Genomic DNA, 12481 nt, shown 5'->3' with positions numbered 1-12481 from the left:
GTCGGGCCGGTCACGGCCCTTGCCCGGCGCGCCTGCCGTCGCGACGCCGGAGGCGCCGCCGGCGTTGGAGGCGGGCGCTCCGACTCCGCCGAAGCCGCCCGCCCCGCCTGCCGCGCCATCCTGACCTCCGCCTCCGCCGGCGCCGGTCAGCAGCGCCGCGCCGCCCAGCGAAACCACGCTGTCGGCCCCGTCGCCGCCGGAGCCGCCAGAGCCGCCGGCGCCGCCCGTTCCGACGGTGATCGTCAGTCCGCCGCTCAGCACATCCGCCGGCCAACCGGCCCGGCTGACGCCGCCCGCGCCGCCGCCGCCGCCGCCCGGACGCACGCCGGATGGACCGAAGGCGCCGCTTCCGCCGCCGCCGCCGCCGCCCACGACCACCGCCTCGATGCTGTGCGCCCAGACGGGCGGCGCATAGGTCCCCGATGTGCTGAAGGCGGTCACGGACCGTTGGCCCGCGCCCTGCGTGAAGACCGCCCGACCGCTGGACCGCTCGACCGAAAAGACGTCGCGCCAGTTCGATCCGTCCGCGCTGACCTTCAGCCTCAGGTCATCGTCGCCGACCAGCCCCAGTTCCGCCCGGCCGCCGTATCCGCTCTGGAACACGAGCGACAACACATCGCCCGCCGCCTCCTTGTTCAGGGTCAGCCGCAGGTCGCCGTTGCCTCCGTATGCCGCCTCCCGCGCGGTCCACAGGGCGTTGTTCAGCCTGGCGAGGAACGGATTGCCGCTGTCCGCCGTGGCGCCGACGCCCAGCCGGCCCAGGTCCTGGATTTCCCCCAGCCGCCGGCCCAGCGGAACCCAGTCGTCCCGGTGCCGCACCACCAATTCGGCCGCATCCTCGACCAGCGCCACCAGGCCTTCCGGAACCGCGACCGCGTTCCACCCGCCGCCTTCCGCCCGAACAAGCGTTCCCGCCGGCCGCGCGCCCCAGTCCGCGCCAGTCGCATCCGGGGGCAGGATCCACAGGGCGCCGTCTGTCGGCTCTGCCGGCTGAGCTGTCGTGGTTCGACTGACCACGGCGGTCTGGACCAGGGCGTCCAGCCGGGTCAGGGCCTCATTCAGGGTCACATGCTTCTGCATCTGCCCGGCCGCCAGATAGGGCAGTTCAAGCCGGGCGCTGTGGTCGTCGCTCATCGTTCTCTCCGCACGAGTGTCGGAGATCAGTGTGGGCGCGGCGCTTCCTGCGGCTGGGAGATGACGCTACTCAAACGAAAAACGTCTGCAAAATCAGCGAACTGGCTTTCGAAAGTCGTCTGGTTCGGCGGGAAATGCCAGCAGCGGGGCCGTTACGAACGGGACGGCCTCCGGCTTCGTCCGGCCGTCAATCATGCAGATAGACGATCCGGCGCAGCTTCGGGTTCCTGCGCATGTCGGCGACATGCCGGTCGTGATCGCCCGAGGCGCGGGCCTCGCGCTCGCTGGCCTCGACCCAGTGGGTGCTCTCGATATCCTTCTGCAGCGCCTTCGCCGCCATCAGGTGGCCGGGGAAGAAGACATCGACCACGTCGGGGGCGAAGGGAATCACCTCTCCGACGGCCGTGGTGGCGCTGTCGAGGCCCAGATAGCCGACCATGCGCAGCAGGGTGGAGGGCGTCGCCCTCGCCTTGCCGGCCTGGATCAACAGCCACCCGGCGGCCCCGACGCTGTAGACCGTGCCCACGACCGGGATCCACGTCAGCAGGCCGTCCAGCCCGATTCCGAACGGGCCGATGCCCAAAGCCCGGTCCGACAGTTTCTTCACGCCCTCGACATTGGACCAGATCTTCTCGATATCCGCGACGGACCGTCTGGCCATGCCTGCCCTCCAATAAGCGAGACCGTAACGCGCCATGACGACCCCCGTTCACCATGAAAGGCAAGGACGGGGGGACGGGGGCCCGAAGGCCCGCGGCCGGCGGGTGGAGATGACGCTGCGGCTGGCCCTGACCGCGCCCCTGGGGCTCGGCCTTCTGGCCTTGTCGGGCGTCGGCCACCGGTGGGTCGATATCCTGCTCCAGTTCACCGCGCCGGCCCTGATCCTGACCGCCGCGCTCACGACCGGCCTGATCGTCGCCCGCCTGAAGGCGGCCGCATGGCACGGGCTGGCGGCGACGCTCGTCCTGGCGCTCGCCGTGGCGCCGCAATGGTTTCCGGCGTCCGCCCCGCCGCGTCCCGGAGCCCCCGTCGTCCGGCTGTATTCCGCCAACCTGTGGGCCCTGAACACCGATACTGACGCGATCGCCGCTTCGGTCGCCGCCTCTGACGCTGACATCGTCGTCCTCATCGAACTGGGCGACGCGCCCGCCGCGCGAATGGATCAACTGCTGGCGGGTTATCCGCACCGGGTCGCCACCCCCCGGATCGAGCGTCCCAGCGGCGCGGCGCGGTCGGTCGTCGCCTCCCGCTGGCCGCTGAGGGCGATCCAGGACCGGCCCGACGGCTTGCACGCCGTCGGCGCCGCGGTCCGTACGCCGCTGGGTCCGCTCAACGTCGTCGGCGTCCACCTGACCCGCCCCTGGCCGTTCCAGGAACAGTGGGGGCAGATCAGCCAGACCATGGCGCTGGGCGCCGTCCTGTCCGACCTCGACGGCCCGGTCGTCGTCGCCGGCGACTTCAACAGCGTGTCCAGCGCCCGCATCGGCCGCCAGATCCAGCGGGACCTGGGCCTGCGCCCTGCTCCCGGCTTTCCCGGCACCTGGCCCAGCGCCGCGCCGTCCCTGTTCAGCGTGACCATCGACCAGGTCTACCGCTCGCCCGATCTCGCCTTCGTCAGCCGCCGCCTGGGCCGCCCCACCGGCTCGGACCACCGGCCGGTGGTGACCGAACTCACTCTCGCGGCCGATTGACGAGGGCGGCCAGCCGCTCGGCATGGCCCTCGGACGGGAAGTCGTCGGCGACCCAGCCGTCCTCGAACGCCTTCAGCAGCCGCCCCGTCTCCGGGCCCGGAGCGACCCCGAGACGGGCGATCTGACGGCCGCCGACCGGCAGCCCCGGCGGGGTCCAGTCCTCGACCAGCCGCAACAGCCGTCGCGCGTCGTCGCCGCGCCCGGGCGCCTCCGCCCACCGCCGGTACAGGGCGTCCATGACGGCGCGCACGCCGTGGCGATAAACGGCCGCCCGCGCCGCGGCGTCGCTCATCGACAGATCGACGGACGGGAAGGCCGTTGCAGCCTGCATCAACCGGTCCCGGACGGCGTTGGCCAGTCTCAGCCGGCCCGACACGCCCTTCGCCACCTCCGCGTCGGCGGGCAACAGGGTCATCAATCTCAAGGCCGGATCGGCGGTCAGATCGACGGCCGCGTCGAACTGCGCGCATGACGTCGCCTCCGGCAGGACCTGGGCCAGCACCCGGGCGCCGTCCATAGCCGCCATGGCCGGCCGCGGATCCGGGGCCGACAGCAGTTTCATCAGCTCCTTCGACACCCGTTCCGCCGACAGCCGGCCCATGCCCGGCGCCCGTTCGCGGCATGCGGCGAGGGCCGCGGGGTCGGCTTCGCCGCGGCCATACCAGGCGAAGAAGCGGAAGAAGCGCAGGATGCGCAGATAGTCCTCGGCGATCCGGGTTTCCGGGTCGCCGACAAAGACGATCCGTCCCCCCTTCACGTCCGCAACGCCATGGCCGGTCGGATCGAAAACCTGGCCGTCCGCGTCGGCATAGAGGGCGTTCAGGCGGAAATCCCGCCGCGCCGCGTCCTCGGCCCAGTCGTCGGTGAAGGCCACGGTGGCGTTGCGGCCGTCGGTCGAGACGTCGCGCCGCAGGGTCGTGATCTCGAACGGCGTCCGCTCGGTCACCGCGGTCACCGTGCCGTGGGCCATGCCCGTGGGCACGGCCTTCAGCCCCGCGGCGCGGATCGCCTTGTCGGTCTCTTCAGGCTTCAACGTCGTGGCGATGTCGATATCGTCGACCGGCACGCCGATCAGGGCGTTGCGCACGCAGCCGCCGACGAAGCGTGCGCAGCCCGGCCCCCCGGCCGCCTCAAGCGCCGCCATCACCGCGCGCGTGGAGGCGGCGGTCAGCCACGGCTGATCCGTCAGGCGCACGCTCATGCCGCATCCTCAGCCGCCGCCGCATCGGGCGCGCTCTCGAGGCCGTACAGCCGCGTGTGCAGGGCGCGAATGATCCCGGCCGTCACGCCCCAGATGTACCGCTCGCCATAAGGCATGGCCCAGAACCAGCGGGGCGGCTGGCCGTCCCGCTCGTAGGAATCCCGGCGATGGTTGGCGACGTCCATCAGGAAGTCCCACGGCACCTCGAACACCTCGGCCACCTCGTCCAGGGCAGGCGCGGTGACGGGCGGCCGGGTCAGCCACCCGACGACCGGGGTGACCAGAAATCCCGTGCCGGTTTCATAGGCGTCGCCGACCCCCAGGACCTCAACCAGCGCCGGATCCAGCGCCACCTCCTCCATCGCCTCGCGCAGGGCGGCGTCGACGGCCGTTTCGCCAGGGTCCAGCCTCCCGCCCGGGAAGGCGATCTGGCCGGTGTGGCTGGCCAGACTGTCGGCGCGGCGGGTCATCAACACCGTCGCTCCGTCCGGGCCGGCGATGACCGGGATCAGCACTGCCGCGGGGCGCAGGGTCCGCTCCGGGCGCTCCGCCTCCGGATTGAGATCGAAATCCGAGCGCGTCGCGGCTCCGTCGGGCCTCCAGCCCTCGACCGGCTCCAGCCGTTCGGCCAATCGCACGCGGAGGGTGGACAGACTCATTCCAGACCCGCCCCGACAGGCCCGAGAGCGAAGGCGGCGCCGTTCGACCGGACCGTCAGCCGCCCGTCCTCGATGTCGGCCATCTCGACCAATTCATAGAAGACCGGGCGCGAGATCCGGGCCCACAGGTCCGCACGGACCCGAACCGACGGAGAGGGTTCGCCCGTCTCCGGATCCGTCTCGACCACGATGGGATGTTCAGGGCCCGCCTCGGCCTCGTCGCCGACGTCGGTGGTGAAGACCAGGGCGCCGCTCCGCCGCTCCGCCGTCACCGCTCGAAACGGCAGGTCCTCGACCGTGATCGACAGCTTCTCGCCCGGGGTGACCAGGACATAGCCGTCCGGATCCTTGCGCAGCACGGTCGAAAACAGCCGCACCAGCTCGGCCCGACCGATCGGCGAGCCTTCATGCATCCAGACGCCATCGCGGCGGATGACGATGTCGATCTCGCCGCAATGCGCCGGATTCCACAGATGAACCGGGGGCAGACCGCGACCCGGCGCCTGTTTCGCCGCCTCTGCGACGGCGGCCAGTCCGGTCTTGCTGTCGTCGGTGGATGCCATGGGTCCAGACTTAGGCGTCAGGGCGGCGGCGGCAAACCCCTTCTAGCGGACGGGCCGCACCAGCCCCGTGGGCGAATCCTCGCCCCGCCACAGCACGCGCGCGCGATCCGCCGGACCGGGCAACTGCACATCGAGCGCTATGGCGAAGCCGAAACGCTCGAAATAGCCCATGTCTCCGACCAGCAGGATGTCGAGCCCGACCCGGGCGGCGTGATCGATGCAGGCCTGCACCAGATCGGCGCCCAGGCCGGCCTTGCGGCTGTCCGAGGCCACGGCGATGGGGCCGAGGAACAGGGCCGGCGTTTCGCCGACCGCGATCCGCCACAGACGGACCGATCCGATGACCCGCTCGCCGTCGCGCGCGACGAAGGCCGCGGCCACGCCGGCGCGCTCGCGCAACCGCTCCGCCGTCTTGGCGAACCGGCCCGGACCGAAGGCGGCCAGAACCAGCGCCTCGACCGCCGCAGCGTCGGCGGGTGTCTCGGCTTCGATGCGCACAGGCGCGGGTTTGAGCGGGGTGTCGAACATCAGGCGGCGCAACTAGGGCCGTCGCCCGGGCGAATCAACCGGCTTTCGAGAAGTCGGGCGCGCGCTTCTGGCTGAAGGCCATGAAGGCCTCCATGGCCTCCGGGCTCTTCATCTGACTGCCGAAGACCTCGCCCTCGCGCTGCATCAGGGCCCAGAGACGTTCCGAATCCCGCATCAGCGCCTTGGTCCTGCGGATCGAATTGGGAGCCCGCATCGCCAGCTTGCCGGCCAATTCCGCCGCAACGGCCTCGACCTCGTCGGCGGGGACCGCGCGGTTGGCCAGGCCCCAGGCGAGGGCTGTGCGGCCATCGATCGGCTCGCCAAGGGCGAATATCTCGAAGGCCCGCTGATGCCCCAGCACGGCCGGCAGAAGCAGCGACGAGGCGGCTTCCGGCGCCAGCGCCAGGTTGATGAAGGGCGCCGACAGCAGGGCGTCCTCGGCCACAACCACCATGTCGCAATGAAGCAGGAGGGTCAGGCCGATGCCGACCGCCCGGCCCCGCACCGCCGCCACCGCCGGCTTGTCCAGCTCGGCCAGGGCCTTCAGGAAGCGGAACACCGACATGTCCAGCGGCTCGCCAGTCTGCGAGCCGATCGCGATGAAGTCGGCGATGTCGTTGCCGGCCGAAAAGCTGTCGCCCTCGCTCCGGAACAGCAGCACCCGGACTGCGTCGTCGGCGCGCGCGCGCTCGGTGGCGTCGGACAGGGCCGCATACATGGCCTGGGTGATGGCGTTCTTCTTCTCCGGCCGCGACAGGGTCACGGTCAGGACGCCGTCCGCCAGTTCCGTTTGAATATGGTCGGTCACGCCGTCTCTCCGTCTTCTACGATGGTCCACCAGTCGACGCCATCGGCGTCGCGCGTCCGGCTGACCCGGCCCCGCTTTTGCAGATAGTTCAGATGCGCGATCGCCTCGCCGGTGGCCATCCCGCGCACGCCGTCGCCCACCGGCCTCGCGAACAGGGCGGAAAAGACGTCCACCGCCCGTTTCGGCGTCTGCAGGGTCCGCTCCAGCCGCTTCAGCGCCGTCATATGTCCCCGGATCAGCGCATCCAGCCGGGCCTGCACGCCGCGGAACGGCTCGCCATGCGACGGCAGCACCAGGACATCCTCGGGAAACACCGACTGCATTCGCTCGAGCGACGCCAGCCAGTCGCCGAGCGGGTCGGCCTCAGGCTCCGTCGGCCACACCGAGACGTTCGAGGATATCTTCGGCAGAATCTGGTCGCCGCCCAGCACCACGCCGTCCGCCTCGCGCCACAGGCAGGCGTGCTCCGGGCTGTGGCCCTCGCCGACCACCACGCGCCAGTCCTGTCCGCCGATGCTGATCCGGTCGCCCTCGCGTATCCGGGTGAAGCCCGACGGCAGCGGCGACACCGCCCGGCCGAACTGGCCATACTCCCGGCGGTACGTCTCGACATGCGCCTCGTCCCAGCCGGCGGCGCGATAGTGGACCGCGCCCGCTTCCGGCGCAGGCTGGCCCGTGTCGGCCAGCAGCATGCGTCCCGTCACATACTCCAGCCGCGTCATGGTCAGGCCGACGCCGAACCGCTCGCACAGCCATCCGGCCAGGCCGATGTGGTCAGGATGCATATGGGTGCAGATCACCTGCGTCACCGGTCGTTCGCCAAGCGGCCCGGCCAGCAGGGCGTCCCACCGCTCGCGCGTGTCGGGGATGTTCAGCCCGGTGTCGACAAGGGCCCAGCCGTCGCCGTCCTCGACCGCATAGACATTGATGTGATTCAGGGCGATCGGCATCGACAGCCGCATCCACAGAACGCCCGCGGCGACGGGAACCGCCTCTCCGAATCCCGGCGGGTCGCCGAACGGATAGGTCAGGCCGCGCCCGACCCGGGCGGCCTCGCCGGCCCCGGTCATCAGGACTCCATCCGCCAAGTCCGTCTCCAATCGAAACTCATTCCCTAGATAAGCCCAAGCCTCCCTGCGCGTCCAGCCTCGCCGCCATCCTGCCTTGACCCGACCACAACCGCTCGCCAAGGGTTGAAGACGTTGTCCATTCGGGAGTCCCCTGTGCTGCACAAGAAACTGATCGCCCTGCTGGGCGGCGCCTTGGTGATCGCGGCCGCCTCGGCCCAACCTTCACTGGCTCAGAACTACCCCCAGAACCGCCCGGCCAGCGCGCCGTCGGCGCAGGCCGACGAAGGCCAGGCCGTCGAGAGCGAACGCGCCAGCCGCAATCGCCGCCGGCAGCGCCCGGCCGCCCCCCCGACGCCGGAAGAGCTCAAGACCGCGGCCCAGGCCGTGGCGACGGCCGCCGGCCTGACCTGCCAGGTCACCGAGGCCTCCAATCCCGGCATGACCGCCGAACAGGCGAAAATCTACGAGACCGCCTGCGCCGGCGGTCCGGGCTACATCCTGATCGCCTCGACGCCGCCCCAGAGCTTCGACTGCCTCGAGCTGGCCGGGACCGCCTATACGGCCCGGCTGCGCGACCCGGCCGCCGACGTGGGTCAGCAGTGCGTCCTGCCCGCCAATCAGAACGGTCTGGCCGTGATCGGCGGCTGGGCCCGCGAGGCCGGCGTGACCTGCACGGTCGACGAGGCCGTGGCCATCGGCAAGAGCGACCAGAACAATATCGTCTATGAGGTCGGCTGCGCCGGCGTCGACGGCTACTGGCTGGAGAAGGTCGCGACCGGCTGGAAGCTGCAGGACTGCCTGCAGGTCGCCTCGGCCGGCGGAACCTGCCGGTTCACCACCGCCCGGGAGCAGGCCGACGGCTTCGAGCCCAAGCTGGCCGGCACCGAGGCCTCGGCCTGCGACGTGGCCCAGGTCCGTCTGATGGGCACCAACGCCAACGGCCGCTTCTACGAGGCAAAATGCGCCGCCGAAGGCGAGGGCTATATCGCCCGTGTCAGCCCCGAGGGCGCGACACAGCAGATCTATCCCTGCGCCACGGCCCAGCGGATCGGCGGCGGCTGCACCCTGACGCCGGCCCCGGCCGCCGCCCCGGCGCCCACCGAGTAAGCCCCGGCTCAGGCCTGACGAAGACGACGCCCCGGAGTTCGCTCCGGGGCGTTTTTCGTTTGCACGATCCGGCTTCACAGACCGGCCCGACACGCCGTACTCATGGCGCCATGCGCATCGCCACCTGGAACGTGAACTCGGTCAACGCCCGCCTGCCGACGGTGCTCGCCTGGCTTGAGGCCGCCCAACCCGACGTGGTCGGATTCCAGGAGATCAAATGCCTGGACGAGAAATTCCCGCGCGAGGCCTTCGAGTCCCTCGGCTACAACATCGAGACCAATGGCCAGAAGACCTACAACGGGGTGGCCCTGCTTTCGAAATACCCCCTCAGCGACCTGAGGCGCGGCCTGCCCGGCGCGGACGCCTCGGGCTTTGAGGCCGAGTTCGAACAGGCCCGCTATATCGAGGCCGTGATCGAGGCCCCCCGCCCCGTCCGCATCGGCTGCCTCTACCTGCCCAACGGCAATCCGATCGGGACCGAGAAATTCGCCTACAAGCTGGCGTGGATGGATCGCCTCCAGGCTCATGCAAAGGACCTGCTGCGACAGGAGGAGGCTTTCACCCTGTGCGGCGACTACAACGTCATCCCGACGCCGGACGACGCGAAGAACCCTTCGGCCTGGGTCAATGACGCCCTGTTCCAGCCCGAGAGCCGCGCCGCCTTCCGCGCCCTGAACCATCTCGGCCTGTCCGAGGCGGGCGAACTCGGCAAGCAGCCGCCCGGGACCTACACCTTCTGGGACTATCAGGCCGGGGCCTGGCAGCGAGACCACGGCATCCGCATCGATTTCCACCTGCTGTCGCCCCAGGCCGCGGATCGTTTCGTCGGCATCGAGACCCACCGCGACGCCCGCGACATGGACAAGCCCTCCGACCACGTCCCCGTCGTCGTCGAACTGGAGGACTAGGCCGTGGCCGATGCGCTCCGGGTCATCCTGCTGGTGGCGCTGGCGGCGGCGGCCCTGACCACGGCGGCCCTGGTGCTGGCCTGGTGGATGGAGCCCGTGCGCCGGATGAAGCGCGCCCTGCTCAAATCGCTGGGCGCCGTGCCCGAGGCCGAGGCCCTGTCGCCCGCCGAGGGCCGCGCCGCCGGCCTGGACTTCGACGGCGCCCAGGTGGCGGTGCTGTGGAACCGGGGCGGTTCGGGTCTGGTCTACGCCTTCGAGGAGATCGAGGGCGGCGAGATCATCGTCGACGGTCATGTCGTCGCCCGCGTGCGCCGCGGCGAGACGCGCAAGGCGCTGGACGTGCTGGCGCCCGAGGCCGAGCAGGTGACCCTGCGCCTGCTGTTCGCCGACGCACGGCATCCCGAGTTCGAACTGGCCCTGTGGGATGCGACCCTGCCCGCCCAGACGGGGTCTCCCGGCGAGGCCCTGCGGCTGGGCCGCCGCTGGCTGTCGCATCTGGAAGCGCTGCTGAAGGGCTGATCGCCCTTTCGGCGGACGGGCGGGAGGGCTAGAAGCGCCCCTTCTGTTTCCGCGTACCCAAGGATATCCCGTGGCCCGCCTGTTCGACGCCTACATCATCGCCGACTGGACGGCCGCCGAGGGCAAGAAGCTGGGCGACGGCTCGGTCTGGATCGGCGTGGCCAAGCGCGACGTGCGTTTCCGCCTCTATACCGAGACGCACAACGTCGCCACGCGCGCCGAGGGCGAGACGCTGCTGGCCTCGCTGCTGGCTGAACACCGCAAGCGCGGCGACCGGGTGCTGGTCGGGTTCGACTTCAACTTCGGCTATCCCGCCGGCACGGCCGCGCGGCTGAAGCTGACGGGGACGCCGCCGTGGTCGGCGATGTGGAAATTCATCGCCTCGAACGTGGTCGACAAGGCCGACAACACCAACAACCGCTATCAGGTCGCCGCCAAGATGAACCGGCTGATGACCGACGAGGCCTGGCCGCTGTGGGGCGCGCCCGCCAATCAGGCGCAGCGCTGGCTGACCACGACCAAGCCGCCGGCGGGCGCGGGGGCCGACATCCCGGAATACCGGGCGACCCAGGACGCGGTCCGCAAGGGCAAGCTGCAGCCCAAGTCGGTGTGGCAGATGCACGGCGCGGGGGCCGTCGGCGGTCAGACCCTGGTCGGCATTCCCGCCGTGCGGCGGCTGCTGGAGAGCCTGGGGCCCTCAGGCGCCGTCTGGCCCTTCGGCACCGGCTGGCGTGCCCTGGACACGGCCGACGTCGAACCGCTGTCGGCGCTGGTGGTCGAGGTCTATCCCTCGATGTTCGACGCGAAGCCGAACCCCGGCGAGTTCAAGGATCAGGCCCAGGTCCGGGTCACCGCCGAACATTTCGCCAGACTGGACGAGGCCGGCGCCCTGTCCGCCGCCTTCGCCCCGCCCAAGGGCGCGGACGAGGCCCTGATCGCGCGCGTCGAACAGGAAGAAGGCTGGATCCTGGGGGCGTAGCCTCCTGCCTTTCGTCATCCTCCGGCAAGCCGCGTCTTCGCGGCGCGACCGGGGGACCCAGCGGCGCCGAAGGCGATCTGTTCAGGCACGCCCGAGCGACCAGACCGGTCCGCGACAGGGTCGCGCTCTCGCGCGCCGCTGGGTCCCCCGGTCTCGCCGCGCTCGCCGGAGGATGACGAAAGCAGAGGTCGCGTCATCAGCATGTCGCCTCCCGCCTCTACCGCCCGGGCATGATCCGGCTCATCCTCGCGACCCTGCTTATCCTGACCGGGAGCCCGGTGCTGGCCCATCCATTGATCATCGCCCATCGCGGGGCCTCGGGCGAACGGCCCGAGCACACCCGCGCGGCCTATGAACGGGCCATCGAACAGGGCGCGGATTTCATCGAACCCGATCTGGTCATGAGCCGCGACGGCGTCCTGATCGTGCGCCACGAGAACGAGATCGGCGGCACGACGGATGTCGCCGCCCGCCCGGAGTTCGCGGCCCGTCGGGCGACGAAGACCGTCGACGGCGAGCGCATGACCGGCTGGTTCGCCGAGGACTTCACCCTCGCCGAACTGAGGACCCTGCGCGCCCGGGAGCGCCTGCCGGACCTGCGGCCGGCCAACACGGCCTTCGACGGGCAGGAGCCGATTCTGACCTTCGAGGAGGTGCTGGATATCGCCGCCGAGGCGGGCGTCGGCGTCGCGCCGGAGCTGAAGCATCCGACGTATTTCGCCGCTCTCGGCCTGCCGATGGAGGAGGCCTTCGTCGCCGTTCTGGAACAGCGGGGGCTGACCGGCGCGGACGCCCCGGTGCTGGTCCAGTGTTTCGAAGTCGGGCCGCTGCAACGGCTGCGGACCCGCATCGCCACGCCGCTGCTGCAGCTGGTCGCGGCGTCGGGCGGGCCGTTCGACCAGCCGGAGTCGCGCTACGCCGCCATGACGACGCCCGAGGGTCTGGCCGCGGTCGCGGCGTACGCCGACTGGATCGGCGCCGACACCGCCCTGATCGAACCGGCGCCCGGCGCCCCGACGCGCCTGATCGCCGACGCCCACGCCGCGAGGCTGAAGGTCGCCGCCTGGACCTTCCGCGCCGAGAACGCCTTCCTGCCCGGGGCCGACCGGATCGGCGAGGCGCCGACGGCGCACGGGCGACTGCGGGAGCGGCTGGCGCGGTTCGCGGGATACGGGCTCGACGCGGCCTTCATGGACCAGCCGGGGCTGGCCCGGGACAGGGCCGGGGGCATCTAGTTTTCAACGACCGGTCACGGGCTTCTCCCTCCCCCTCCGGGGGAGGGATGTCGGCGCGCCAGCGACGACAGGGTGGGAG

Annotated in this window: 14 protein-coding genes; 6 read left to right on the top strand and 8 right to left on the bottom strand. The window is 71.0% G+C overall.

The genetic code is table 11. The features are described from left to right. Both VN378_RS03475 and VN378_RS03470 read right to left on the bottom strand, forming a co-directional pair. Nucleotides 1–1134, bottom strand: a 1134-nt coding sequence (locus tag VN378_RS03475; protein ID WP_325741009.1) for a DUF2793 domain-containing protein, incomplete at its 3' end; no start/stop codon positions are given. A 187-nt stretch (nt 1135–1321) separates the two neighbouring features. After that, nucleotides 1322–1795, bottom strand: a complete 474-nt coding sequence (locus tag VN378_RS03470) for a DUF4112 domain-containing protein (protein WP_325741007.1) — start codon at nt 1793–1795, stop codon at nt 1322–1324. Between the two features lie 109 nt (nt 1796–1904). On the opposite strand from VN378_RS03470, the gene VN378_RS03465 reads away from it, so the two are divergent. Then, nucleotides 1905–2825: an endonuclease/exonuclease/phosphatase family protein gene (locus VN378_RS03465; RefSeq protein WP_325741005.1), complete on the top strand. Its 921-nt coding sequence runs from the start codon at nt 1905–1907 to the stop codon at nt 2823–2825. On the opposite strand, the gene VN378_RS03460 is transcribed toward VN378_RS03465, so the two are convergent. The 6 genes from VN378_RS03460 to VN378_RS03435 are packed head-to-tail and all read right to left on the bottom strand — an operon-like array spanning nt 2806 to nt 7654. Continuing rightward, nucleotides 2806–4026 carry a CCA tRNA nucleotidyltransferase gene (locus tag VN378_RS03460; RefSeq protein ID WP_325741003.1) on the bottom strand — a complete coding sequence of 407 codons (1221 nt, stop codon included), beginning with the start codon at nt 4024–4026 and terminating at the stop codon, nt 2806–2808. The two genes, VN378_RS03465 and VN378_RS03460, sit on opposite strands and share 20 nt — an antisense overlap. Continuing rightward, entirely contained in the window at nt 4023–4685 is a 663-nt protein-coding gene (locus VN378_RS03455) for a CoA pyrophosphatase (RefSeq protein ID WP_325741001.1), read from the bottom strand. The genes VN378_RS03460 and VN378_RS03455 overlap by 4 nt, the downstream gene beginning before the upstream one ends. Next, the gene (locus VN378_RS03450) at nt 4682–5248 is read right to left on the bottom strand and encodes a DUF1285 domain-containing protein (RefSeq protein WP_325740999.1); all 567 of its coding nucleotides are present in this window, start codon (nt 5246–5248) and stop codon (nt 4682–4684) included. Before VN378_RS03450 ends, VN378_RS03455 begins: the two co-directional genes overlap by 4 nt. Before the next feature lie 42 nt (nt 5249–5290). Beyond that, a complete protein-coding gene (locus VN378_RS03445) occupies nt 5291–5776 on the bottom strand; it encodes an N-acetyltransferase (RefSeq protein WP_325740997.1) in 486 nt (161 codons plus the stop codon). 34 nt (nt 5777–5810) lie between these two features. Further along, the gene (locus VN378_RS03440) at nt 5811–6584 is read right to left on the bottom strand and encodes an enoyl-CoA hydratase (RefSeq protein ID WP_325740995.1); all 774 of its coding nucleotides are present in this window, start codon (nt 6582–6584) and stop codon (nt 5811–5813) included. Beyond that, nucleotides 6581–7654, bottom strand: a complete 1074-nt coding sequence (locus VN378_RS03435) for an MBL fold metallo-hydrolase (RefSeq protein WP_325740993.1) — start codon at nt 7652–7654, stop codon at nt 6581–6583. The genes VN378_RS03440 and VN378_RS03435 overlap by 4 nt, the downstream gene beginning before the upstream one ends. 153 nt (nt 7655–7807) lie before the next feature. On the opposite strand from VN378_RS03435, the gene VN378_RS03430 reads away from it, so the two are divergent. The 5 genes from VN378_RS03430 to VN378_RS03410 all read left to right on the top strand — a co-directional run bounded on the left by VN378_RS03430 (nt 7808) and on the right by VN378_RS03410 (nt 12402). After that, the gene (locus VN378_RS03430; RefSeq protein WP_325740992.1) at nt 7808–8761 is read left to right on the top strand and encodes a hypothetical protein; all 954 of its coding nucleotides are present in this window, start codon (nt 7808–7810) and stop codon (nt 8759–8761) included. 110 nt (nt 8762–8871) lie between these two features. Continuing rightward, a complete protein-coding gene (gene xth / locus VN378_RS03425; protein WP_325740989.1) occupies nt 8872–9669 on the top strand; it encodes an exodeoxyribonuclease III in 798 nt (265 codons plus the stop codon). Nucleotides 9670–9672: 3 nt separating this feature from the next. Next, complete coding sequence (locus tag VN378_RS03420; RefSeq protein ID WP_325740987.1) at nt 9673–10188, top strand: hypothetical protein; 516 nt, start codon at nt 9673–9675, stop codon at nt 10186–10188. Nucleotides 10189–10258: 70 nt separating this feature from the next. Next, on the top strand, nt 10259–11167 hold the full coding sequence (locus VN378_RS03415) for a cobalamin biosynthesis protein CbiG (RefSeq protein WP_325740985.1): 909 nt from the start codon (nt 10259–10261) through the stop codon (nt 11165–11167). A 230-nt stretch (nt 11168–11397) separates the two neighbouring features. After that, nucleotides 11398–12402 carry a glycerophosphodiester phosphodiesterase family protein gene (locus tag VN378_RS03410; RefSeq protein WP_325740983.1) on the top strand — a complete coding sequence of 335 codons (1005 nt, stop codon included), beginning with the start codon at nt 11398–11400 and terminating at the stop codon, nt 12400–12402. The last annotated feature ends 79 nt before the right edge of the window (nt 12403–12481 follow it).

The organism is Brevundimonas sp., from assembly GCF_035561115.1.
GTDB lineage: Bacteria > Pseudomonadota > Alphaproteobacteria > Caulobacterales > Caulobacteraceae > Brevundimonas.
Note: the sequence above shows the minus strand (reverse complement) of the source record. Positions and strands in the feature narration are given on the sequence as shown.

Coding starts and splice junctions, on each gene's coding strand:
- VN378_RS03470 (WP_325741007.1), bottom strand. CDS start 1,795: ATGGCCAGACGGTCCGTCGCGGATATCGAGAAGATCTGGTCCAATGTC.
- VN378_RS03465 (WP_325741005.1), top strand. CDS start 1,905: ATGACGCTGCGGCTGGCCCTGACCGCGCCCCTGGGGCTCGGCCTTCTG.
- VN378_RS03460 (WP_325741003.1), bottom strand. CDS start 4,026: ATGAGCGTGCGCCTGACGGATCAGCCGTGGCTGACCGCCGCCTCCACG.
- VN378_RS03455 (WP_325741001.1), bottom strand. CDS start 4,685: ATGAGTCTGTCCACCCTCCGCGTGCGATTGGCCGAACGGCTGGAGCCG.
- VN378_RS03450 (WP_325740999.1), bottom strand. CDS start 5,248: ATGGCATCCACCGACGACAGCAAGACCGGACTGGCCGCCGTCGCAGAG.
- VN378_RS03445 (WP_325740997.1), bottom strand. CDS start 5,776: ATGTTCGACACCCCGCTCAAACCCGCGCCTGTGCGCATCGAAGCCGAG.
- VN378_RS03435 (WP_325740993.1), bottom strand. CDS start 7,654: ATGACCGGGGCCGGCGAGGCCGCCCGGGTCGGGCGCGGCCTGACCTAT.
- xth (WP_325740989.1), top strand. CDS start 8,872: ATGCGCATCGCCACCTGGAACGTGAACTCGGTCAACGCCCGCCTGCCG.
- VN378_RS03410 (WP_325740983.1), top strand. CDS start 11,398: ATGATCCGGCTCATCCTCGCGACCCTGCTTATCCTGACCGGGAGCCCG.